This window comes from Geodermatophilus nigrescens, assembly GCF_900129495.1.
Lineage (GTDB): Bacteria > Actinomycetota > Actinomycetes > Mycobacteriales > Geodermatophilaceae > Geodermatophilus > Geodermatophilus nigrescens.
Genome location: NZ_FQVX01000002.1, coordinates 1,254,777 through 1,276,973 on the forward strand (window position 1 = coordinate 1,254,777; position 22,197 = coordinate 1,276,973).

At 75.2% G+C, this 22,197-nt stretch carries 19 protein-coding genes; 6 read left to right on the top strand and 13 right to left on the bottom strand.

The genetic code is table 11. The features are described 5' to 3' along the window. Positions 1 to 6: 6 nt before the first annotated feature. Positions 7 to 846 carry a cold shock domain-containing protein gene (locus tag BUE37_RS24980; RefSeq protein WP_073420600.1) on the top strand — a complete coding sequence of 280 codons (840 nt, stop codon included), beginning with the start codon at positions 7 to 9 and terminating at the stop codon, positions 844 to 846. Positions 847 to 882: 36 nt separating this feature from the next. On the opposite strand, the gene BUE37_RS13515 is transcribed toward BUE37_RS24980, so the two are convergent. Next, on the bottom strand, positions 883 to 1,473 hold the full coding sequence (locus BUE37_RS13515) for an antibiotic biosynthesis monooxygenase (protein WP_083628623.1): 591 nt from the start codon (positions 1,471 to 1,473) through the stop codon (positions 883 to 885). Positions 1,474 to 1,571: 98 nt separating this feature from the next. On the opposite strand from BUE37_RS13515, the gene BUE37_RS13520 reads away from it, so the two are divergent. Then, positions 1,572 to 2,426 carry a DNA-formamidopyrimidine glycosylase family protein gene (locus BUE37_RS13520; protein ID WP_073420601.1) on the top strand — a complete coding sequence of 285 codons (855 nt, stop codon included), beginning with the start codon at positions 1,572 to 1,574 and terminating at the stop codon, positions 2,424 to 2,426. Positions 2,427 to 2,490: 64 nt separating this feature from the next. Here BUE37_RS13520 and BUE37_RS13525 read toward each other — a convergent pair whose 3' ends face one another. Continuing rightward, positions 2,491 to 3,327: a PspA/IM30 family protein gene (locus tag BUE37_RS13525; RefSeq protein WP_073420602.1), complete on the bottom strand. Its 837-nt coding sequence runs from the start codon at positions 3,325 to 3,327 to the stop codon at positions 2,491 to 2,493. Between the two features lie 205 nt (positions 3,328 to 3,532). Here BUE37_RS13525 and BUE37_RS13530 point away from each other — a divergent pair, with 205 nt between their 5' ends. Next, entirely contained in the window at positions 3,533 to 4,555 is a 1,023-nt protein-coding gene (locus BUE37_RS13530; protein WP_073420603.1) for a PfkB family carbohydrate kinase, read from the top strand. Here the strand turns inward: BUE37_RS13530 and BUE37_RS13535 are convergent. The 10 genes from BUE37_RS13535 to BUE37_RS13580 all read right to left on the bottom strand — a co-directional run bounded on the left by BUE37_RS13535 (position 4,552) and on the right by BUE37_RS13580 (position 17,478). Further along, positions 4,552 to 6,180 (bottom strand): glycoside hydrolase family 13 protein, encoded by a 1,629-nt coding sequence (locus BUE37_RS13535; protein WP_073420604.1) that lies wholly within the window; start codon positions 6,178 to 6,180, stop codon positions 4,552 to 4,554. The genes BUE37_RS13530 and BUE37_RS13535 overlap by 4 nt on opposite strands. 8 nt (positions 6,181 to 6,188) lie before the next feature. Next, positions 6,189 to 7,481: an ABC transporter ATP-binding protein gene (locus tag BUE37_RS13540; RefSeq protein ID WP_073420605.1), complete on the bottom strand. Its 1,293-nt coding sequence runs from the start codon at positions 7,479 to 7,481 to the stop codon at positions 6,189 to 6,191. Positions 7,482 to 7,528: 47 nt separating this feature from the next. Further along, positions 7,529 to 8,362, bottom strand: a complete 834-nt coding sequence (locus BUE37_RS13545; protein WP_073420606.1) for a carbohydrate ABC transporter permease — start codon at positions 8,360 to 8,362, stop codon at positions 7,529 to 7,531. After that, the gene (locus BUE37_RS13550; RefSeq protein WP_073420607.1) at positions 8,362 to 9,324 is read right to left on the bottom strand and encodes a carbohydrate ABC transporter permease; all 963 of its coding nucleotides are present in this window, start codon (positions 9,322 to 9,324) and stop codon (positions 8,362 to 8,364) included. Before BUE37_RS13550 ends, BUE37_RS13545 begins: the two co-directional genes overlap by 1 nt. Further along, positions 9,321 to 10,676 carry an extracellular solute-binding protein gene (locus tag BUE37_RS13555; RefSeq protein ID WP_425432416.1) on the bottom strand — a complete coding sequence of 452 codons (1,356 nt, stop codon included), beginning with the start codon at positions 10,674 to 10,676 and terminating at the stop codon, positions 9,321 to 9,323. The genes BUE37_RS13550 and BUE37_RS13555 overlap by 4 nt, the downstream gene beginning before the upstream one ends. Positions 10,677 to 10,796: 120 nt before the next feature. After that, positions 10,797 to 12,026 carry a DUF4032 domain-containing protein gene (locus tag BUE37_RS13560; protein ID WP_073420608.1) on the bottom strand — a complete coding sequence of 410 codons (1,230 nt, stop codon included), beginning with the start codon at positions 12,024 to 12,026 and terminating at the stop codon, positions 10,797 to 10,799. Positions 12,027 to 12,163: 137 nt separating this feature from the next. Continuing rightward, positions 12,164 to 12,595 carry a helix-turn-helix domain-containing protein gene (locus BUE37_RS13565; RefSeq protein ID WP_073420609.1) on the bottom strand — a complete coding sequence of 144 codons (432 nt, stop codon included), beginning with the start codon at positions 12,593 to 12,595 and terminating at the stop codon, positions 12,164 to 12,166. A gap of 152 nt (positions 12,596 to 12,747) precedes the next feature. Continuing rightward, a complete protein-coding gene (pgsA, locus tag BUE37_RS13570) occupies positions 12,748 to 13,410 on the bottom strand; it encodes a CDP-diacylglycerol--glycerol-3-phosphate 3-phosphatidyltransferase (protein WP_073420610.1) in 663 nt (220 codons plus the stop codon). Between the two features lie 7 nt (positions 13,411 to 13,417). Beyond that, entirely contained in the window at positions 13,418 to 14,842 is a 1,425-nt protein-coding gene (gene rimO / locus BUE37_RS13575; RefSeq protein WP_073420611.1) for a 30S ribosomal protein S12 methylthiotransferase RimO, read from the bottom strand. Between the two features lie 68 nt (positions 14,843 to 14,910). Then, positions 14,911 to 17,478: a DNA translocase FtsK gene (locus tag BUE37_RS13580; RefSeq protein WP_073420612.1), complete on the bottom strand. Its 2,568-nt coding sequence runs from the start codon at positions 17,476 to 17,478 to the stop codon at positions 14,911 to 14,913. Between the two features lie 75 nt (positions 17,479 to 17,553). Here BUE37_RS13580 and BUE37_RS13585 point away from each other — a divergent pair, with 75 nt between their 5' ends. The 3 genes from BUE37_RS13585 (at position 17,554) to BUE37_RS13595 (ending at position 20,783) form a co-directional block, all read left to right on the top strand. Further along, complete coding sequence (locus BUE37_RS13585; RefSeq protein ID WP_073420613.1) at positions 17,554 to 19,497, top strand: S9 family peptidase; 1,944 nt, start codon at positions 17,554 to 17,556, stop codon at positions 19,495 to 19,497. A gap of 72 nt (positions 19,498 to 19,569) precedes the next feature. Continuing rightward, entirely contained in the window at positions 19,570 to 20,103 is a 534-nt protein-coding gene (locus BUE37_RS13590; protein ID WP_073420614.1) for a sigma-70 family RNA polymerase sigma factor, read from the top strand. Further along, a complete protein-coding gene (locus tag BUE37_RS13595) occupies positions 20,100 to 20,783 on the top strand; it encodes an anti-sigma factor family protein (RefSeq protein WP_073420615.1) in 684 nt (227 codons plus the stop codon). Before BUE37_RS13590 ends, BUE37_RS13595 begins: the two co-directional genes overlap by 4 nt. 57 nt (positions 20,784 to 20,840) lie before the next feature. Here the strand turns inward: BUE37_RS13595 and BUE37_RS13600 are convergent, their stop codons facing one another. Next, the gene (locus BUE37_RS13600; protein ID WP_073420616.1) at positions 20,841 to 22,121 is read right to left on the bottom strand and encodes a right-handed parallel beta-helix repeat-containing protein; all 1,281 of its coding nucleotides are present in this window, start codon (positions 22,119 to 22,121) and stop codon (positions 20,841 to 20,843) included. Positions 22,122 to 22,197: the final 76 nt, after the last annotated feature.

Consider the following 22,197-nt stretch of genomic DNA (forward strand, 5'->3'; position numbering starts at 1 on the left):
ACAGACATGGCAGCCGGCACGGTCCGCTGGTTCGACGCGGACAAGGGCTTCGGGTTCATCGAGCCGCAGGACGGCGGGGACGACGTGTTCGTCCACTTCTCGTCGATCGAGGACACCGGGGGCTTCCGCACCCTCGACGAGGGGCAGCCGGTCGACTACGACGCGAGCCCCGGCCCGCGCGGCCCCCAGGCCGACCGGGTCCGCCCGACCGGCGGCGCGCCCCGCGCCCGCCGTGACGACCGGCGGGACGACCGCGGCTCCGGCCGTGACGACCGGGGCGGCTCCCGCGACGACCGTGGCCGCTCCGGCGGCGGCCGGGCGCCCCGCGGGATCGTCGTCTCGGGCACCGTGGCGCGCTTCGACGCCGACCGCGGCTTCGGGTTCATCGTCCCCGAGGACGTCTTCGTGCACGTCTCCGCGCTCAGCGGGCGCGGCGGCGAGCTCGAGGAGGGCGACCGCGTCGAGTTCGAGCTGGTCGAGGGCAACCGCGGCCTGCAGGCGGAGTCGGTGCGGCTGGTCGGCGGCGGCCGGCGCGGCGGCTACGACCGGCCCGCGCCGCGCGAGCGCCGGGACGACCGGGGCGGCCGCGACCAGCGTCCCGCCCGCTCCGCCGGCCGCGGCGGGGACGCCGGCGGTGACGCGCAGGGCACCGTGCAGTGGTTCAACCCCGACAAGGGCTTCGGCTTCATCACGCCCGACGACGGCGGCGACGACGTCTTCGTGCACTTCTCCGAGATCGAGGAGACCGGCGGCTACCGCGAGCTCCAGGAGGGCCAGCGGGTCGCGTTCTCCCGCACCTCCGGCTCCCGGGGCGTCAGCGCCGCCGGCGTCCGCCCGCTCGACTGAGACCGGCTGACGCCGGTCCCGTCCGCGGGACCGGCGTCAGCGGCGGCCGCGCAGCCAGGGGCCGAACCAGCGGGTCAGCCGTGGCATGACCACCTGGCCGAGCAGCACGACGACCACGGTCGCCGAGAGCAGCAGGCGCAGCGGCAGCGGCCACGACCCGACGTGCGGAGCCACCAGCAGCTGGAAGCCCAGCGTGATGGCGAAGACGGCCGCGATGGTGAGCACCGTGAGCCGCCAGCGCGGGCCGGGCCGCGGCGGGGTCATCGCGGTGAAGAAGCTGTCCAGGCCGGCCACGCGCGCGTAGTCGGCGCCGCCGGACAGGTGCTCCACGCGCTCCAGCGCCGCCTGCCGCTCGGCCGACCGCTCCCAGCGGGCCAGCGACTCGCCGTCGGAGAACCGGTACACCAGGTGGTACCGGGTGGATCCGGCGCCCGGGCGCAGCAGGCTGGTGCCGAGGTTGCCGGGGAACCGCTCCGCCAGGCCGAGGATCTCCCCGGCCCACTCCTCGAACGGCGCCCGCTGCTCGGGGCGCACGTCACGGGCTACGGTCACCGTCACCGGCTCGGCCACCCCCGCCACGTGCTCGGGGGCGATGGCCGGGTCGCGCGGGTCGGGACGTCGCTGCACGGCACCCTCAGCGCCGCGCGGCGCCCGGCGCTTCCCCGCCCGGGCGTGACGTCCCTCGCTCCTGAGCACGCCCTTCGCGTCCAGGGGACACTGGACGGGTGCCCGAGGGAGACACCGTCTGGCTGGCGGCCCAGCGGATGAACACCGCGCTGGCCGGCCAGACGCTGCGCCGCGGCGAGCTCCGGGTGCCCCAGCTGGCCGCCACCGACCTCGCCGGCCGCACGGTCGCCGAGGTGGTCCCCCGCGGCAAGCACATGCTGACCCGCTTCACCGACGGCTGGACGCTGCGCACCCACTACCGGATGGACGGCAGCTGGCACATCTACAAGAAGGGCGCCCGCTGGCACGGCGGCCCCGCCTTCTCCATCCGCGCGGTCCTCGCCACCGACCGGTGGGACTGTGTCGGCTACCGGCTGCACGACGTCGCGATGGTGCGCACCAGCCAGGAGGACACCGTCGTCGGGCACCTCGGCCCCGACGTCCTCGGCCCCGACTGGGACCTCGACGAGGCGCTGCGCCGGCTGCGGTCGCACCCCGACCAGCAGATCGGCGTCGCGATCCTCGACCAGCGCAACCTCTGCGGCCCGGGCAACCTCTACAAGGTCGAGGGGATGTTCGTCTGCGGCGTGCACCCCTGGATGCGGGTGGCCGACGTCGAGGACCTCGCCGGGCTGGTCGAGCGCACCCGCACCCTCATGCTGGCCAACCGCGACCGCCCGGAGCAGAGCACCACCGGCGACCTGCGCCGCGGCCGCGACCACTGGGTCTACGGCCGCAAGGACAAGCCCTGCTACCGCTGCGGCACCCCGATCCTGCGCGGCGACCAGGGCCCCGACCTGCAGGAGCGGATCACCTACTGGTGCCCGACCTGCCAGGCCACCGACGCCCCCGTCGACCCGATGGCCCGCACCGGGGAGTCCGACCACCCGCGGCCGCTCGCCAGCGCCACCTAGGCACGCCCCGGACACGCCGCGGCCCGGCTCCACCCGAGGGCGGGAGCCGGGCCGCGGCGGTGCGTCAGGCGTTCTCGGGGCGCTGCGCCGTCTGCTCGGTCTTCTCGAACGACGGCGACGCGGCGCCCGGGCCGATCGCGCCGGCCGCGCCGGTGCCGCTCTCGACGGCCGGCGTATGCCCGCCGCCCATGCCGGCCCGGATCTGCTCCAGCCGCGAGGCGCCGGCGACGTCGAGGGTGGCCTTCTGCACCTCGAGCATCCGGCCCTCGACGGAGGTCTGCGCGAGCTCGGCCTGGCCCAGCGCGTTGGCGTAGCGGGCCTCGATCTTGTCGCGGACCTCGGCCAGGCTCGGCGTGTTGCCCGGCGCGGACAGCTCGTTGACCTGGCGCATCGACGCGGCCACGTGCTCCTGCATCTTGGCCTGCTCGAGCTGGCTCATGAGCTTGGTGCGCTCGGCCAGCGTGGTCTGCAGCCGCATCCGGCTCTGCTCGACCGCGCCGCGCGCCTGCTCGGCGGCCTGCAGCGCCTCGTCGTGGCTGCGCTTGAGGTCCTCCATCGCCTGCTCGGCGGCGACGAGCTGGGTGGCGAACGCCTGCGCGGCCTGCTCGTACTCGGCGGCCTTGGGGGCGTCACCGCGGCCGCGGGACTGGTCGGCGAGGACGAGCGCCTGGCGGGCGGAGGCCTGCAGCTTCTCGACCTCGCCGAGCTGCCGGTTCAGCCGCATCTCCAGCTGGCGCTGGTTGCCCAGCACCGCGGCCGCCTGGTTGGCCAGCGACTGGTGCCGCTGCTGCTCGGCCTCGATCGCCTGCTGGATCTGGATCTTGGGGTCGGCGCGCTGGTCGATCTGCGCGTTGGCCGACGCCGTCAGGTACCGCCACAGCTTGACGATCGGGTTGGGCATGGCGAGCTCCTCCTGCTCCGGCGCCCGTCCGGCGCCGCCTCGTGGCTCCTGCGCACCGCCGTCGTCGACGGCGGTCCTCCTCCCCCATCGTCCCAGCAACAGCGGTACCCGGCCCAGCAGGGAGTCCCCCGGTCCTGCGGACCTCCCCCGTCCGGGGACTCCCGGGTGTCCCGCGGGGGACGACCCGCGCCACTAGGGTCGGGCGATGGACAGCGACGGCCCCGTCCTCACCGTGCTCGGCGAGCTCGTCGTCGACCTCCTCCCGGTCGCCGGCGCCGACGCCGGGCCCGAGGGCACCGCCCCTCACTACGTCGCCCGCCCCGGCGGCAACGCGCTCAACGTGGCCGTCGCGGCCGGCCGGCTCGGCACCCGGGTGGCGCTGCTCGCCCGCCTCGGCACCGGCCCCATGGCCCCGGCCCTGCGCCGGCACGCCGAGCTCTCCGGCGTCGACGTCTCCGGCTTCGTCGCCGCGGCCGAGCCGGTCAGCCTCGCCGTCGTCGGCCTCTCCCCCGACGGCTCGGCCGACTACGGCTTCCACGTGCAGGGCGCCGCCGACTGGCAGTGGACCGGCGCGGAGCTCGACGCCGCCCTGCCCGAGGGGACGGCGCTGCTGCACGTCGGGTCCATCTCCTCCTGGACGCCGCCCGGGTCCGAGGCGATCGCCGCGCTCGCCGAGCGCCTGGCGGGCACCGCCCTGGTCAGCGTCGACCCCAACCTGCGGCCCATGCTGGCCGGCGGCCCGGTGGGCACCGCGCTCGGCAACGACCCCGACGGCGTCCGCGCCCGGCTCGACCGGCTGGTCGCCGTCGCCGACGTGGTGAAGGTCAGCGCCGAGGACCTCGCCTGGCTCGAGCCGGACACGACCGACCTCGACGACGCCGCCCGGCGCTGGGCCGGCCGCGGCCCGGCGCTGGTGCTGCTCACCGACGGCGGCGACCCGCTGCGGATCGCCCGGCCCGGCCGCCCGCTGCTGCACCGCGAGCCGCCGCGGGTGACCGTGGCCGACACCGTCGGCGCCGGCGACTCCCTCGCCGCGGGCCTGTTCGCCGGGCTGCTGGGCGCCGGCGTCACCGGCCGCGCGGCGCTGGAGGCCCTGTCCGACGACGACCTGCTCGCCCTGGTCGACGACGCCGCGCTGGTCGCCGCGCTCAACTGCACCCGCGTCGGCGCCGACCCGCCCACCGCCGCCGAGCTCGCCGCCGCGAAGGAGCAGCGGGCGACCGCCTAGGGCGCGAGCCAGGCGGCGGTGTCCGGGGGCAGCCCCGCGGACACGTCCCCGCTGGTGAGCAGGACCCGGCCGAGCCCGTCGAGCGGGATAGCGCGGTCCGACAGGTTGACCACGCACCGGAACGCCGGCCCGCGGGAGAAGGCCAGCACGCCGTCGCCGAGGTCGAGCCAGGACAGCGGCTGCTCGCCGAGGAGCTCCCGGCGCAGCCGCAGCGCCGCCCGGTACAGCGACAGCGTCGAGGACGGGTCGGCGTCCTGCGCGGCCACGGTGAGCGCCCGCCACCCCTCCGGCTGCGGCAGCCACGGCGCCACGCCGTCCGGGGCGAACCCGAACGGCGGCCGCTCCCCCGACCACGGCAGCGGCACCCGGCAGCCGTCGCGGCCCCGGGCGGTGCGGCCCGACCTCTCCCAGGTCGGGTCCTGCAGCGCGTCGGCGGGCAGGTCCTCGACCTCCGGCAGGCCGAGCTCCTCGCCCTGGTACAGGTAGGCGCCGCCCGGCAGCGCCAGGGTGAGCAGCGCGGCGGCGCGCGCCCGCCGCAGCCCCAGGGCGAGGTCGGCGGGACCGGCCGCGTCGAACCCCATGACGGCCGCGCCGCTGTGCGCCCGGCCGAAGCGGGTGACGTGCCGGGTCTCGTCGTGGCTGGACAGCACCCAGGTGGCCGGCGCGCCGACCGGCGCCAGCGCGGCCAGCGTCCCGTCGACCACCCGCCGCAGCGCGCCCGCGTCCCACGGCGCCTTGAGGTAGTCGAAGTTGAAGGTGGTGTGCAGCTCGTCGGGCCGGACGTAGCGCGCCAGCCGCTCGGGCCCGTTGACCACCGCCTCGGAGACGAACAGCCGGTCGCCGTCGTAGGTGTCGCCGATGCGCCGCCACCGGCGGAACACCTCGTGCACCTCGTCGACGTCCCAGTGCGGGTTGCCCACCCACTCGCTGCTGGCGAACGTCGCGCCCGGCGGGTGGCCGGCGTCGGGCAGCCCGGGCACCTTCGCCATGGCCGGCGCGGCGTCGACGCGGATGCCGTCGACCCCGCGGTCGAGCCAGAAGCGCACGACGTCGTCGAACTCCTCCTGCACCTCCGGTGAGGTCCAGTCCAGGTCCGGCTGCTCGGGGGCGAACAGGTGCAGGTACCACTGGCCGGGCCGGCCGTCGGGCTCGGTCACCCGGGTCCAGGCCGGCCCGCCGAAGGCGCTGATCCAGTCGTTGGGCGGGGCGGCGCCGCCGTCGCGGCCGTCCCGGAACAGGTAGCGGCTCCGCTCCGGCGCGCCCGGGCCGCCGGCCAGCGCGGCGCGGAACCAGGGGTGCTCGGCGGAGGTGTGGTTGGCGACGAGGTCCACGACCACCCGCAGGCCGAGCGCGTGCGCGTCGGCGAGCAGCGCGTCGACGTCGTCGAGCGTGCCGAACCGCGGGTCGATGTCGCGGTAGTCGGAGACGTCGTAGCCGCCGTCGGCCATCGGCGACGGATACCACGGCGTCACCCACAGCGCGTCGACGCCGAGCCCGGCCAGGTACGGCAGCCGCTCGCGCAGGCCGGGCACGTCGCCCAGGCCGTCACCGTTCCCGTCGGCGAAACTGCGCAGGTAGACCTCGTGGACGACCGCCGTCCGCCACCACGGACGGCGGTCGTCCACGATCGCGGTCAGGCGGTGGCGCGGTGCGCCCCGGAGGGGCCCGAGCTCTGGCCGCTCACCGTCTGGCCGGTGGACTGCGCGTGCTCCACCTGCTCGACCCGGTCCTCGGTGGCCATCTGCGTCAGCCGGGCCCCGGCCTCCGCGTCCCGCGTGAGGTTCTCGCCGGTCTGCGGGTCGAAGACGTGGATCTTGCGGCTGTCCAGCCAGAACTCCGCCTCGCGGCCCTCCCGGATCCGGCTGGTCGAGTCGATCGACACGATCGCCTGGGTGCGCAGCTCCTCGGAGTCCAGCTCGCGCGACAGGTCGCGCAGCTGGGCGGTGATCGCCTCCGGCGCCTCGTAGGGGATGTAGGCGTACTGCGAGTCGCCCAGCCACTCGGTGACGTCGACCCGCGCGCGGAACGTCGAGCCGAGCGGCCGCTTGGCCTCGTCGACCAGCGAGGCGTCCTCGAAGTACTCCGGCCGGATGCCGACCAGCAGCAGGTCCCGGCCCCGGACGGCGGCGGCGCGCTGCTCGTCCAGCGCGATCGGGCCGAACGGCGTCGACAGCGTCGTGCCCTCCAGGCTCGCCGGCAGGAAGTTCATCGGCGGCGAGCCGATGAACCCGGCGACGAAGAGGTTGACCGGCTGCTCGTAGAGCTCCCGGGGCGAGGCGACCTGCTGGATCTTGCCCTTGCGCAGGACGCAGACCCGGTCGCCCAGCGTCATCGCCTCGGTCTGGTCGTGGGTGACGTAGACCGTGGTGATGCCCAGGCGCCGCTGCAGCCGGGAGATCTCCGTGCGCATCTGCCCGCGCAGCTTGGCGTCGAGGTTGGACAGCGGCTCGTCGAAGAGGAACGCCTCGGCCTGCCGCACGATCGCCCGGCCCATGGCCACCCGCTGGCGTTGGCCACCGGAGAGGTTGGCCGGCTTGCGCTCGAGGTGCTCCTTGAGCTCGAGCACGTCGGAGGCCTCCTGCACGCGGCGGCGGACCTCGTCGTCGGGCGTCTTGGACAGCCGCAGCGGGAAGGCGATGTTCTCGAACACCGTCATGTGCGGGTACAGCGCGTAGTTCTGGAAGACCATCGACAGGTTGCGCTCGCGCGGGGCGAGGTCGTTGACCCGCTTGCCGCCGATGACCATGTCGCCGCTGGTGATGTCCTCCAGGCCGACGATCATCCGCAGCAGGGTGGACTTCCCGCAGCCCGACGGCCCGACCAGGATCATGAACTCGCCGTCGGCGATGTCCAGGCTCACGTCGTTCACGGCCGGGTAGCCGTCGCCGTACTGCTTGACGATGTTGCGCATCTCGATGGAGGCCATCAGATCTCGTCCCCTTCGGACGGAGGAGGGGTGGGGAGCACGGCCGGTCAGCCCTTGACCGCGCCGTTGGTGAGGCCGGCGACGATGCGCCGCTGGAAGAGCAGGACCAGGACGACGACGGGGATGGTGACGATCACCGCAGCCGCGGCGATGGCCCCCGTCGGGTCCTCGAACTGCGAGGCGCCGGTGAACAGACCCAGCGCGGCGGGGACGGGCCGGGAGGCGTCCGTCGACGTGAGCGAGATGCCGTAGGCGAAGTCGTTCCACGCGATGAAGAAGGCGATGATCGCGGTGGTGAAGACGCCCGGCGCGGCCAGCGGGACGATGACCTTGCGGAACGCCTGCCACGTCGTCGCGCCGTCGACCTGCGCGGCCTGCTCCATCTCCCAGGGGATCTCCCGGAAGAACGCCGACATCGTCCAGATGGAGATCGGCAGGGTCAGGGACAGGTACGGGATGATCAGCCCGGGCCAGGTGTCGTAGAGCCCGATCTGCCGCCACAGGTTGAACAGCGGCGTCACGATCGAGATGACCGGGAAGATCGCGACGGCGAGCGCGGTGCCGAGGATGAGCTTCTTCCCCGGGAAGTCCAGCCGCGCGATCGCGTAGGCGGCGAACATCGACAGGATGCAGGAGATCGCCGTGGCGATCAGGCAGATCCCGAAGCTGTTGCGCAGCGCCGGCAGGAACAGGTCACTCGCCGAGCCGGTGAGGATCGTCGAGTAGTTCTCGATCGACGGGTCCGTCGGCAGGAACGACTGGTTGGAGATGTCCGACGGCGCCTTGAACGACAGCGAGACGATCCAGGCGATCGGGAACAGGCAGTAGATGACGATGAGGACGCCACCGACCACCCACCAGACCTTCGACCTCGACGACATCAGCGCTCACCTCTCGCCTGGGCCAGGTCGACCTTGAAGCCCTTGATGAACAGGAACGCGATCAGCACGACGGCGAGGAAGAGCAGCACGGAGACCGCCGATCCCAGGCCGATCTCCACCCGCGCGATCGTCTGCCGGTAGGCGAGGAAGGACACCGACTCGGTGCCGTTGGCCCCCGCGGTCATGATGTAGATGCTGTCGAACACGCGGAACGCGTCGAGGGTGCGGAACAGCAGGGCCACCATGATCGCGGCCTTCATGTTCGGGATGGTCACCCGCGCCATCCGCTGCCACCGCGTGGCGCCGTCGACCTTCGCCGCCTCCTGCAGCACCTCGGGCACCTGCGCCAGGCCGGCGAGCAGGAGCAGCGAGATGAACGGCGTCGTCTTCCAGATCTCGGCCAGGCAGATGACGAACAGCGAGGTGCCGGTGCCGCCGAACCAGTCGGTGGTCGCGTCGACGCCGGGCAGCCAGGCGAACCAGCTGTTGACGAAGCCGGTGTTGATGTTGAAGGCGAACTGCCAGGCGAAGGCGGACACCACGGTGATGACCGCGTACGGGATGAGGATCGCCGCGCGGACCACCGGCCGGATCGACCGCAGCGCCTTGACCATGACCAGCGCCAGGCCGAAGCCGAGCACCAGCTCGACGGCGACGGTGATCACCGTGATGACGAGGGTGATGAACACCGACTGCCACCACAGCGGGTCGCTGAGGACCACCCAGTAGTTCTCCAGGCCGTTGAACGACCGGTTCTCCGGGTCGGTGAGCCGGTAGCTGAACAGCGAGTAGTAGACCGCCTGCAGGATCGGGTAGGCGGTCACCAGGAGCATGACCAGGAACGCCGGGCCGGCCAGCAGCCAGCCGAGCTTGCGTTCCGCCCGCGAGCGGTCGCTGATGGTCCCGCGGGGGGAGGAGACCGGCTGGGTCTTCTCCACCGGCGGGAGGGTCGTCTGCGTCACAGCAGCTGCTCCCCTCGCAGGACTGCGCCGATGAGGTCCTGGGCGCGCTGGCCCGAGTCGGCCGAGGCCGACGACGGCGGGTGGTACTCCCGCTGGAGACCGCCGGAGACCTCGCTGTAGTACGGGGTCTGCGGCCGCGGGGCCGCCTGCTCCAGCGACTCCCGGATGGTGTCGGCCATCGGGAAGGCCTCCTGCACCTCCGGGTCGTCGTAGACCGCCTGCGACGACGCCGGGTTGCCGTTGGTGATCATGTACTCGGCCTGGTTCTCGTCCGAGACGATGCACTCGGTCGCCTCGTACGCCAGGTCGACGTTGTCGCTGAAGGCGCCCACGCCGAGGTTGATCCCGCCGTAGGGCGGTGCGCTCGGGGTGCCCTCGTCGACGGCCGGGTAGAGCGCCCAGCCGTAGTCGTCGGGCACGGAGGCGTCGAGGGTGCCCGCCTCCACCGCGCTGAGCGCGCGGGACCAGACGAACGGCCAGTTGACCATGAAGCCGCCGTCCTCGGACTCGAACTGCGTGGCGCTGGTGTCCTCGCTCGAGGTCGAGAAGGCCGAGCCGACGACGCCGGAGTCGGCGACCAGGGCCATCACCTCGGCGGCCCGCTGGCCGGCCTCGTCGGTGAGCCCGAGCTGGATCTGCTCCGGGTCGGTCGAGTTCTCGGTGATGACCGAGCCGCCCGCGGACTCGATGAGGGCGTTGAACCACACCGTGAGCGACTCGGCCCGCCGGCCCTGGGCGCTCACGATCGTCCCGGTGTCCTGGGCGGCCTGGACGATCTGCTCCCAGGTGACCGGCCCGCTCATGTCCAGGCCCGCGGCCTCGGCCACGGACTTGCGGTACCAGAGCAGCTGGGTGTTGGCCCAGAAGGGGACGGTGACGAGCTCGTCGTCCCACGTCGCACCCTCGATGGAGCTCTGGACGACGCCCTCGGTGACCCGGCCGGCGAGGTCCTCCGGCACCGGGGCGAGGAACCCGGCCTGCGCGAACTCCGGGATGTAGGGCGGGTCCAGGCTGATGATGTCGATCGAGGCGTCGTTGGCCGCGAGGCGCCGCACGAGCTGCTCGCGCTGGGCCGAGGACTCGCGGGGCAGGATCGACACCGCGATCCGGTAGGCGCCGCCGGACTCCTCCGAGCACCGGTCGGCGATGGTCTGCTGACCGCCCGAGTCGGGGTTGATGTACCAGTTGAGGACCGGGGTGGCACCGCTGTCGCCGCCTCCGCCGCACGCGGCGAGCGTCGAGGCGACGACGAGAGCGGCGGCCGCGCCGCCGATCGCGCGCCGCGGTCGCCGTCGGCGATGCGGACTACCGCTGCCTCCGGCCCCCGGGATCCGACCTGTTGCGATGGACAAGACTCATCGCCTCCGTTTCGGCGAGCACCGACGATCACCGCGCTCCCGTACCGTGGCCCAGCCCACAACGGGGCGCAACCCGGGCGTGTCCGCCTCGTGACCAGCGCCCCCGTGTCCCGCTCAGGGGCGGGTGGCGATCACCGACGGGGTGGTGAGCTCCTCGGGCGTCGAGGGCAGCACGTTGCGGAGGTAGGAGCGCGCGGCCGCGGTCGTGCCGACGTCGCGGCCGGCCTTCTCCGACAGGAACCACCGGTGCTCGAGCACCTCGTGGAAGACCTCCGCCGGGGCCAGCCGGCCGGCCAGCTCGGCGGGGATCGACTCGATGACCGGCTGGTAGACCTCGGCGAGCCAGCGGGCGCCGGCCACCGGCTCCGACACCGGCCGGCCCTCCTTCTGCTCGAGGTAGGCGCGGAAGGAGCGCAGGTCGTTAAGCAGCCGCCGGGCCTGGTTCTCCTGCACCTCCAGGCCGGTCAGCCGCATCAGCTCGCGGCGGTGCTGCCCGGGCGCCGACACCCGGGTCTCCACCCGCAGGCGGGCACCCTCGTCGTCGGTGACCAGCTCGATCTCGCCGACGTCGAAGCCGAGGTCGTTGAGCCGCTGCAGCCGCTCGGCGACGCGGTAGCGCTGCTCGTCGGTGCGGAAGACCTCCTCGTGGGTGACCTCGTCCCACAGCGACGCGTAGCGGCCCTGCAGGCTGTCGGCCACCTCGATCGGGTCGACGCCGTCGGGCAGCAGGCCGCCGAACTGCAGGTCCAGCAGCTCGGCGCCCACCCGCTCGCGGGCCAGGTCCAGGTCGTAGTGCCGCTGGCCGCGGGAGAGCTGGGGGTGCCGCTCGGCGGTCTCGGCGTCGACCAGGTGCGCGGCCAGGGCGCCGGCGTCGAGCCGGAAGAGGGTGTTCGACAGCGAGCAGTCACCCCAGAAGACGCCGGCCAGGTGCAGCCGGACCAGCAGCACCACGAGGGTGTCCATCAGCTGGTCCACCGACTGCCGCGCGCTGGGCCGCGAGAACAGGTACCGGTAGGACATCGAGTACTCGAGGTAGCGGGTGACCAGGATCGCGTCCTGGCCGTGCGGCCGGTCGACGCAGACCCCGAGCACCGAGACCGAGGGCAGGCCCTCCGCCTCGAACTCGGCGAGCAGCGCGTACTCGTGCCGCGCGAGGTGCTCGGAGATCTCCTTGAGCGCGAACACGCGGCCCTGCTCGGCGACGAAGCGGACGACGTGCCGCGAGATGCCGCGCTGCGGCACCTCGAGCAGCAGCTCCGGCGGCCACTCCTCGAGCGGCAGTTGCCAGGGCAGGGCGAGCAGACGGGCACCGTCGGTGCCCGGGGGGCGGAACAGGTACCGCACGGCGACCTCCGCTGGTGGCCTGCAGCAACCGGTCACCCGCGGCGGGGAGACCGTCGTCCCAGCCTGCCACGACCGGCGCGCGACCGCCCGGTGCCCCGCGGGGCACCGGGCGGATGTCGGACGGGGACGTCGGGGTGCTAGGCGGCCAGCGAGACCGCGGCGCCGGCCCGGTGGGCGGCGCGGCTGGTGGCGCCCACCAGGGCGAGCGCCGGCTCGGCGCCGGCGGGGACGAGCGTCTCGGCGGCGGGCGCGTCCTCGCTCGCCGCGGCCGCCGCGGCGGCGTCGTCGGCCGGGACCCCGGCGGCGACACCGGCGGGCAGGGGGCGGACGCGGACGGCAGGGCCGCGCAGCTCGGTGCTGACCTCGGCGAGGAGGTCGGCGAGCTCGACGTCGAGGGCGTCGCAGATCGAGGCGAGCAGCTCGGAGGAGGCCTCCTTCTGCCCCCGCTCGACCTCCGAGAGGTAGCCCAGGCTCACCCGGGCGGCGCCGGAGACGTCGCGCAGCGTCCGCCGCTGGCGCAGCCGGTGCCCGCGCAGGGTCCGCCCGAGCTCCGTACGCAGCAGCGTCATGGCCGTCTCCTGTCTGGCTGAGGGAAGAGCGGCGACACCCGGGGGTGCCGTGCGCCCACGGTACGCGGAGCCACCGTCGGTTCCCGGGCCGGCGGGGCCGCGTCCGCTCATGGCGTAACAGCTGCACCCGCCTGGGCGTTCCCCCGGGGGACTCAGGCGGCGGTGTCGGTGCGCGAGCCGGTGGGCCCGGCCGCGCGGCGGGCGGCCGCGGCGCGCATCGCCCGGGCGCTCGTCCGGCGCAGGGTCAGCGCCCGGTACACGTAGTCCAGGCCGGTCACCAGCGTGAGCACCAGCGCCACGGCCATGACCCACCAGCGGGCGGTGGCCAGCAGCCCGGTCAGCGGCAGGATGTACAGGCCGATGGCCAGCGCCTGGACGACGGTCTTGGCCTTGCCGCCGCGGCTGGCGGCGATCACGCCGTGGCGGATCACCCAGAAGCGCAGCAGCGTCACGCCGACCTCGCGGACGAGGATCGCCAGCGTCACCCACCAGGGCAGCAGGGCGAGCACCGACAGGCCGATGAGCGCGGTCCCGGTGAGCGCCTTGTCGGCGATCGGGTCGGCCAGCTTGCCGAACTCGGTGACCTGCCCGGTGCGCCGCGCGATGAGCCCGTCGTAGCGGTCGGTGATGATCGCCAGCGCGAAGAACACCGTGGCCCAGACGCGGCGGTCGTCGTCCATGCCGCCGTCGGACAGCAGGAGCACGGCGAACACGGGCACGACGGCCAGCCGCAGCACGGTGAGCGCGTTGGGCAGGTTGACCAGGCGGGCCGACGACGGCGGGGTCGCCGCCGGGTCGGGGGCGACGGCGCTCACCGGGCTCTCACCGGGCGGCCGGGACCAGTGCGGCCGCCACGAGGTCGATGCCGTCGGTGTCGACGACCTCGGCGGTGAGCAGCTGCCCGGGGCGGGCGCCGTCGGGCACGCCGGTGACCGTGGTGGTGCCGTCGGCGTCGGGGTCCTGGTGGGCGGCGTGGCCGGCCCACACGCCGGGGCCCTCCTCCGCCGACAGGTCCTCGGTCAGCAGCACCTCGACGCGGGTGCCGACCCGGTCCTCGGCGCGCTGGGCGGTCAGCTCCTCGACGAGGTCGGTGATGCGCCGGACCCGCGCGTCGATCTCGGCCTGGTCGAGCTTGCCCGGCAGGCCCATCGCCTCGGTGCCCTCCTCGTCGGAGTAGCCGAAGACCCCGACGGCGTCCAGGCGCGCGCCGGTGAGGAACCGCTCGAGCTCGGCGACGTCGTCCTCGGTCTCCCCCGGGAAGCCGAGGATGACGTTGGTGCGGAACCCGGCCTCCGGCGCGAGCGCGCGGGCCCGCTCGACGAGGGCGAGGAAGTCGTCGGTGCCGCCGAACCGGCGCATCCGGCGCAGCAGCCCCGGCGAGGAGTGCTGGAAGGACAGGTCGAAGTACGGCGCGACGCCGTCGGTGGTGGCGATGACCTCGAGCAGGCCCGGTCGCAGCTCCGCCGGCTGCAGGTAGGCCACCCGCACCCGGGCGATGCCCTCGACGGCGGCCAGCTGCGGCAGCAGGCGCTCCAGCGAGCGCAGGTCGCCGAGGTCCTTGCCGTAGGAGGTGGAGTTCTCGCTGACCAGCACCAGCTCGGTGACGCCCTGGCCGGCCAGCCAGCGCGCCTCGGTGAGCACGTCGGCCGGCGGGCGGGACACGAACGAGCCGCGGAAGGTGGGGATGGCGCAGAACGCGCAGCGGCGGTCGCAGCCGGAGGCGAGCTTGAGCGCCGCCGTGGGCCCGGACGCCAGCCGGCGGCGCTGCACCCAGCCGTGACCGGGGATGGCGGGCGCCTCCGGGGCGGCCACCGCGGCCGTGCGCTCGACCGGGCTGATCGGCAGCAGCGTGCGGCGGTCGCGGGGCGTGTGCGGCACCAGCGGCCGGTCGGCGAGGACGTCGTCGAGCCGGTCGCCGATCGCGGCGTAGTCGTCGAAGCCGAGCACGGTGGCCTCGGGCAGCGCGCCCGCGAGCTCGGAGCCGTACCGCTCGGCCATGCAACCGACCGCGACGACACGGGCGCCGGAGTCGGTGGCGGCGAGGATCGCGTCGACCGAGTCCTTCTTCGCCGACTCGATGAACCCGCAGGTGTTCACGAGCACCGCGTCGGCGCCCTCGGCGTCGTCGACCAGGCGGTAGCCGCCGCCGGCCAGCCGGCCGGCCAGCTCCTCGGAGTCCACCTCGTTGCGGGCGCACCCGAGGGTCACCACCGCCACGGTGCGGGCAGGGCCGGTCGGAGCGCTCACCCGACCATCGTAGGTGCTGTCCGCGACCGTTCCGGCCCGCGACGGGGTGACCCTCCCCGCTCGGGGGCTCAGTCCTCGCCGCCGGGGAGGGTGCCGCCACGGAGCGTGAACAGCACCGACTCCAGCTCGTCGGGCTTGACCAGCACGTCGCGGGCCTTGGAGCCCTCGGACGGGCCGACGACGCCGCGGGTCTCCATGAGGTCCATGAGCCGGCCGGCCTTGGCGAACCCGACGCGCAGCTTGCGCTGCAGCATCGACGTCGAGCCGAACTGGCTGGTGACCACGAGCTCGACGGCCTGGCACAGCAGGTCCAGGTCCCCGCCGATGTCCTCGTCGATCTCCTTCTTCTCGCCCTGCGCGGCGCTGAAGACCTCCTCGCGGTACTCCGGCTCCGCCTGGCGCTTGGTGAACTCGACGACCGCCTCGATCTCGGCGTCGGACACGTAGGCGCCCTGGACGCGGATCGGCTTGCCCGCGCCGATCGGCAGGAACAGGGCGTCGCCCATGCCGATCAGCTTCTCCGCGCCCGGCTGGTCGAGGATGACCCGGCTGTCGGTCAGGCTGGAGGTCGAGAACGCCAGCCGCGAGGGCACGTTGGCCTTGATCAGGCCGGTGACGACGTCGACCGAGGGCCGCTGCGTGGCGAGCACCAGGTGGATGCCGGCCGCGCGCGCCTTCTGGGTGATCCGGACGATCGACTCCTCGACGTCGCGCGGGGCGACCATCATCAGGTCGGCGAGCTCGTCGACGATCGCGAGGATGTAGGGGTAGGGCCGGTAGACCCGCTCGCTGCCCGGCGGGGCGGTGATCTCGCCGCGCTCGACCTTGCGGTTGAAGTCGTCGATGTGCCGGACGCCGGTGGCGCGCATGTCCTGGTAGCGCTGCTCCATCTCCTCGACCAGCCAGGCCAGCGCGGTGGCGGCCTTCTTCGGGTCGGTGATGATCGGCGTGATCAGGTGCGGGATGCCGTCGTAGGGCGTCAGCTCGACCATCTTCGGGTCGACCAGGATCATCCGGAGCTGGTCCGGCGTCGCCCGCAGCAGCAGCGAGGTCAGCAGCGAGTTGATGCAGGACGACTTGCCGGCGCCGGTGGCACCGGCCACCAGCAGGTGCGGCATCTTCGCGAGGTTCGCGCAGACGAAGCCGCCCTCGATGTCCTTGCCGAGGCCGACCAGCATCGGGTGCGGGTCCTGCTTGGCCGCCTGCGAGCGCATGACGTCGCCGAGGCTGACCGTCTCGCGGTCGGTGTTGGGCACCTCGACGCCGACGGCGGACTTGCCGGGGATCGGCGCGAGGATGCGGATGTTGTCGTTGGCGACCGCGTAGGCGAGGTTCTTGGTCAGCGCGGTGATCTTCTCGACCTTGACCGCGGGGCCCAGCTCGATCTCGTAGCGGGTCACGGTGGGGCCACGGGTGAAGCTCGTGACGGCGGCGTCGACGTTGAACTGCTCGAGCACCCGCGTGATGGCCTCGATCGCGGCGTCGTTGGCCGACGAGCGGGCGCGCGGCGGGGTGCCGGGGCGCAGCGTGCTGAGCGAGGGCAGCACGTAGTCGCCCTCGACGGGCTGGATGACCAGCTGCTGCGGCTCCTCGGCCGGCGGCAGGTCCTCCGGCGGGGCGGTGCGGTCGACGACGGCCGGCCGGGGCGCGGCGGCCGCGGCCGGGGGCTCGGGGGCCGGCTCGTGCCGGACGGCCTCGCGGACGTCGGCGGTCGGCACGTGGTCGATCGGGCCGGTCGGGTGCGTGTCGGCCGCCTCGTCGGCGAGCATCTCGTCGAGCGCGGCCCGGGTGCGGCGGCCGCGCCGCGGCGGCGCGGGCTCCTCGTCCTCCTCGTAGGCGTCCTCGTCCTCGTACTCGTCCCACTCCTCGTCGCCGCGGCCGGTGACCCGGTCGACGAAGGCGCGCAGCCGCTCGGGCACCTGGTGCAGCGGGGTGGCGGTGAGCACGAGCACCGCGAAGACGGCGAGCAGGGACAGCAGCACGACGGCGACGACGGCGCCGACGCCCGCGGTCAGCGGCGTGCCGACCGCCCAGCCGACGAGGCCGCCGGTGCCGGGCTCGCCGGCCACCGGGTCGGCGGGCGTGCCGACGACGGAGGCGATGCCGAGCACCGCGACGGTGGCGCACACCCAGCCGATGGCCAGCCGGCCGCGCGCCTCGGGCCGGGGGGCGCGGCGCAGCAGCCGCAGCGCGGCGAGGAAGAGGACGGCGGGCAGCAGCAGGACCAGCGAGCCGACCACCCAGCGGGTGGCGTCGGCCATCCCCGCGCCGACCGGGCCGATCCCGTCGAACCAGGCGGCGGCGCCGAGGACGACGGCCAGGCCGAGGACGGCGAGGCCGGCGCCGTCGCGGCGGTGCTCCGGCGCGAGCGGCTCGGCCTCCTCCGGGCGGGCGATCGATCGGGCCAGGCTGCCTGCGCCGCGGGCGACCAGCCCCCAGGCGCCGGAGGCGGCGCGCCAGGCGGCCCCGGCGGCGCCGGGGCCCTTCGCGGGGGCGGGCTTGCGGGCCGGGGGCTTGCGGTTGCCGTTGCGCGCGGGCGTGCGCGGCGCCGGACGCTTCCCCGAGGCCGTCGACCCGGACCGGCCCTTCGGGGCCGACCCGGCCGGCCGGCGCGAGGGCGTGGTGCGGGCAGGCATGCGTCGAACGGTAGCCGCCGTCCAGGCCTCTCCCAGGCAGGCGAGGAGTCGTGTCCCCCGCCTACGGTCGCCCCCATGACCCCACCGGTGTCCCCTCCCCCGGCCGTCCCGTACGGCAGCTGGCCCACCCCGGTCACCTCGGCGCTCGTCGTCCGCGCCGCCGCCCGGCTCGGTGAGGTCGCCGTGGACGGGGACGACGTCTGGTGGTCGGAGTCCCGCCCCGGCGAGGGCGGGCGGTCGGCGCTGGTGCGCCGGTCGGCCGGCGGAGCGGTCACCGACGCGCTGCCCGCGCCGTGGAACGCGCGCACCCGGGTGCACGAGTACGGCGGCGCGGCGTGGGCGGTCGCCGGCGGCACCCTCTGGTTCACGCACTTCGCCGACCAGCGGCTGTACCGGCTCGACCCGGGCGCGGACGGCCCGGTCGCCGTCACCCCGGAGCCGGAGCTGCCGGCCGGCGTCCGGTACGCCGACCTGACGCCCACCGGCGACGGCGCGCTGCTCGCCGTCCGGGAGACGCACACCGCGGGCGGCGCGGCCGCCGACGTCGTCAACGAGGTCGTGCGGGTGCTCCCGGACGGGAGCGCCGAGGTGCTGGTGAGCGGGCCCGACTTCGTCTCCGACCCCCGGCCCGGCCCGGACGGGCAGCTGGCGTGGCTGCAGTGGGACCACCCGCACATGCCGTGGGACGCCGCGCAGCTGGTGGTCCGCGACGCCTCCGGCGCGGAGACCGTCGTGGCCGGCGGCCCCGGGGAGTCGGTGGTGCAGCCGACCTGGGACGACGCCGGCACGCTGTGGTTCGCCTGCGACCGGACCGGCGTCTGGGCGCTGTGGCGCCGGGAGCCGGGTGCGGAGGCGGAGGTCGCGCTCGACCTGGGCCGCGACCTCGCCGGCCCGCAGTGGCTGTTCGGCTCGCGCTCGTTCGCCGTCCTGCCGGGCGGCCGGGTGGTGCTCGCCGGCGACGAGGCGCTCGTCGTGCGGGAGCCGGACGGGTCGGTCGCGGAGGTGCCGCTGCCGGGCTGGCCGGTGCTGCGCTACCTGACGCCCGACGGCGACGGCGTCGTCTGCTCGGCCGGCGGCCCCACGAGCGAGCCGGTGGTGCTGCGCGCGGGCCTCGACGGGAGCACCGCGGTGCTGCGGCCGGCCCGCGACCTCGGCCTGGACCGGTCGTGGCTGTCGGTGCCCGAGCACGTCGTCTTCCCGACCGAGGACCGCGGCGCCGGCATCGGCGAGGCGCACGCGCACGTGTACCCGCCCACGAACCCGGACGTGACCCCTCCGGCCGGCGAGCTGCCGCCGCTGGTGGTGATGGTGCACGGCGGGCCGACGTCGGCCCACGACCGGACGCTGAACCCGGAGATCCAGTACTTCACCTCGCGCGGGTTCTGCGTCGCGCACGTCGACTACCGCGGCTCCACCGGCCACGGCCGCCGCTACCGCGACGCGCTGCAGGGCCGCTGGGGCGTGCTCGACCTCGACGACGTCGCCGCCTGCGCCCGGTACCTCGCCGACGCCGGGCGGGTGGACCCGGCCCGCATGGCGATCCGCGGCGGGTCGGCCGGCGGCTACACGACGCTGGCCGCGCTCACCCTGCGCCCGGGCACGTTCACCGCCGGCGCGAGCCACTTCGGCGTCGCCGACCTCGCGGCGCTCGCGGCCGACACGCACAAGTTCGAGTCCCGCTACCTCGACGGGCTGGTGGCGCCGTGGCCGGCCGGCGCCGCCGTCTACGCCGAGCGCTCCCCCGTCAGCCACGTCGACGCCCTCGACACCCCGCTCGCGGTGTTCCAGGGCGCGGAGGACGCCGTGGTGCCGCCGGAGCAGGCCGAGGTGATGGTCGCGGCGCTGCGCGCCAGGCGCGTGCCGCACGTGTACCTGCTGTTCGAGGGCGAGCAGCACGGCTTCCGCCGGGCGGAGAACATCCGCGCCGCCCTCGACGGCGAGCTGTCCTTCTACGCGCAGGTGTGGGGCTTCCACCTGCCGGCCGGGGAGGGCATCGAGCCGGTGACCGTCGTCCGGTGAGCGGGCGCTGAACCGTCGGGGCCCGGCGGCCGTACGCCTCTCCGACGCAGTCGGCGCGCCGGGAGGTCGCGGATGGGACGGCACACACGGGCGGCGGCGGAGCCCCTGGACGTGCAGGCGGCCTACGCCGCCCACGGGCCGGAGCTCTACCGGTTCGCGCTGCGCCAGCTCGGCGACGGCGGCGCGGCGCAGGACGTCGTCCAGGAGGTGTTCCTGCGGGCCTGGCGCGCGTCGGACTCCTTCGACCCGCAGCTGGCCAGCCTGCGCACGTGGCTGTTCGCGATCGCGCGCAACGTGGTGGTCGACGAGGCGCGGCGGTTCGCCGTCCGCCCCTGGCAGCGGCAGCTGACCGACGACGCCGGCGCCGACACGCCCCCGGCCGCGGCCGCCGACGAGGGCCTGGTCGACGCGTGGGTGGTCGAGGAGGCGCTGCGCCGGATCAGCCCCGAGCACCGGACGGCGATCGTGCAGACCCACCTGCGCGGCCGGCCGTACGGCGAGGTGGCCGCCGAGCTCGGGGTGCCGGTGGGCACCGTCCGCAGCCGGGTGTTCTACGGGCTCAAGGCGCTGCGCCTGGCCCTCGACGAGATGGGGGTCGAGCCGTGACCGGCGCACACGGGGACGAGCACCGGGAGCTGCGCGAGCAGCTCGGCGCCTACGCGCTCGGGCACCTGACCGGCGCCGAGCGCGACCGGGTGCGCGCCCACCTCGACGGGTGCGCCGACTGCCGGGCGGAGCTCGCCGACATCGCGCCGCTCGCCGCGCGGCTGGCCGCCGTCGACCCCCGGGCGCTGGACGAGACGCCGGCTCCCCCGCCCGACCTCGGCGCCCGCGTGCTCACGCGGATCGCCGAGGAGCGGCGGCGGCAGGTCGTGCCGCTGCGCCGCGCGGCCGTGCGCCGCCGCGCGCTCTCCGCCGCGGCGGTGGCCGGCGTGGCCGCGGCCGGCGGCGTCGTCGGGTGGCTGGTGCGGCCGGTGCCCGACCCGCCGCCCCTGGAGCCGGTGGCGGTGCAGGCCGTGGAGCCGGGGGTGCGGGCCACCGCGGACCTGGTGCCGCACACCTGGGGCGTGGAGGTGAAGCTGACCGGCACCGGCTTCGCCGACGGCGAGGTCTTCCGGGTGGCGGTCACCGACGACGACGGCCGCGAGGTGCCGGCCGGCGAGTTCGTCGGGATCGGCGCGGCGGAGCTGCGCTGCAACCTCAACTCCTCGGTGCTGCGCGACGACGCGGTCGCCTTCGAGGTCGTGGACGCGTCGGGCGCGGTGGTGGTGCGCTCGGAGTTCTGACCGCGGACGAGGGGGGCGCCGCCCCGTGGTCGGCGCCCCCCTCTGCCCGTGGCGCGGTCAGACCTCGCCGGGCACCGTCGCGCCGTCGACGGTGAACCCGTCCCCGGCGCCGTCCTGGAACACGTCGGGGCCGACCGGGGCGCTGTTGCCGCTGACGGTCGACCGGGTGACGGTCATGACTCCCGGCTCGGAGTTCCACAGCCCGCCGCCCTCGTTCGCGGCGGTGTTGCCGGTGACGGTGCTGCGGTCGACCTCCACGGTGCCCGCGCCGGTCAGGTGCAGGCCGCCGCCGTTGCCGGGCATCGGGCCGGTGGTGTTGCCGGTGAGCCGGCTGCGCTCCACCCGCGTCGTCCCGGCGAGGGCCTCGATGCCGCCGCCGGCGCGCCGGGCGTCGTTGCCGTCGACGACGGTGCGGGTGACGGTGAGCGAGCCGCCGTTGGTGAACAGCCCGCCACCGGAGCCCGCGGTGCCGGTCGCGGCGTTGTCCCGGACCTCGCTGCGGTCGACGGTGAGCGAGCCGCCGTCGTTGAACAGGCCGCCGCCGCCGTTGTCCGCCGCGGCGCCGCTCGCGGTGTTGCCGCTGACCACGGTGCGGCTGACGGTCATCGTGCCGGTGGCCGAGTTCCACAGCCCGCCGCCCTCCGCCGCGGCGGTGTTGCCGGTGACGGTGCTGCGGTCGACGGACACGGTGCCGGTGCCGGTGAGGTGCAGGCCCCCGCCGTTGCCCGGCGCCGCGCCGGTGGCGTTGTGCGACAGCGTGGAGCGGGTGACCGTGGTGGTCGACCCGGCGGTGGCCTCGATGCCGCCGCCCGCGCGGGTGGCGGTGTTGCCGGTGACGGTGCTCCGGTCGACGACGAGGGTGCCGGCGTTCAGCACCCCGCCGCCGGACGCGCCGCCCGTGGCGCTGGGCGTGCCCGAGACGGCCCCGCCGGTGACGGTGACCTGCCGCAGGGTCAGCGAGGCGCCGGGCTTGACGTCGAAGACGCGGTCCAGGCGGGCGGCGTCGACGGTGGCGCCGCGCCCCTCGACCACCAGGTGCCCGGTGACGTCGAGGTCGCCGGTGGCCGCGACGTCGTCGGCGCCGGCGAGCGCGAGCCGGTAGGTGCGCGCGCTGAGCACGATCGTCCCGGAGCCGGCGGCGTTGGCGGCCTGCACCGCGGCGCGCAGCGACCCGGGGCCGCCGTCCGCGGTGGTCGTGACGGCGGTGCCGCTCTGGTGGCCGCCCGGATGGCCGCCCGGGCCGCCGGGCCCGGCCGCGGCCGGGGTGGCGGTGAGCAGCAGCAGGGCGAACGCCGACGCGCCGGCGGCGGTGCCGGCGCGCAGGGTCGTGGGTCGCATGGCAGTCCCCTCCGAGATCGCGGCGCCCGCGGACCGGGCGCCGCACACGGAGGGGTACGGCCGCGGCGGCCGGGGC

Bases quoted from the DNA above. Each gene is read 5' to 3' on its own strand.
- BUE37_RS13565 (WP_073420609.1), bottom strand. From the start codon at position 12,595: ATGACGCTGCTGCGTACGGAGCTCGGGCGGACCCTGCGCGGGCACCGG.
- BUE37_RS13530 (WP_073420603.1), top strand. From the start codon at position 3,533: ATGGACAGCGACGGCCCCGTCCTCACCGTGCTCGGCGAGCTCGTCGTC.
- BUE37_RS13540 (WP_073420605.1), bottom strand. From the start codon at position 7,481: ATGGCCTCCATCGAGATGCGCAACATCGTCAAGCAGTACGGCGACGGC.
- BUE37_RS13525 (WP_073420602.1), bottom strand. From the start codon at position 3,327: ATGCCCAACCCGATCGTCAAGCTGTGGCGGTACCTGACGGCGTCGGCC.
- BUE37_RS13585 (WP_073420613.1), top strand. From the start codon at position 17,554: ATGACCCCACCGGTGTCCCCTCCCCCGGCCGTCCCGTACGGCAGCTGG.
- BUE37_RS24980 (WP_073420600.1), top strand. From the start codon at position 7: ATGGCAGCCGGCACGGTCCGCTGGTTCGACGCGGACAAGGGCTTCGGG.
- BUE37_RS13600 (WP_073420616.1), bottom strand. From the start codon at position 22,121: ATGCGACCCACGACCCTGCGCGCCGGCACCGCCGCCGGCGCGTCGGCG.
- BUE37_RS13580 (WP_073420612.1), bottom strand. From the start codon at position 17,478: ATGCCTGCCCGCACCACGCCCTCGCGCCGGCCGGCCGGGTCGGCCCCG.
- BUE37_RS13545 (WP_073420606.1), bottom strand. From the start codon at position 8,362: ATGTCGTCGAGGTCGAAGGTCTGGTGGGTGGTCGGTGGCGTCCTCATC.
- BUE37_RS13590 (WP_073420614.1), top strand. From the start codon at position 19,570: ATGGGACGGCACACACGGGCGGCGGCGGAGCCCCTGGACGTGCAGGCG.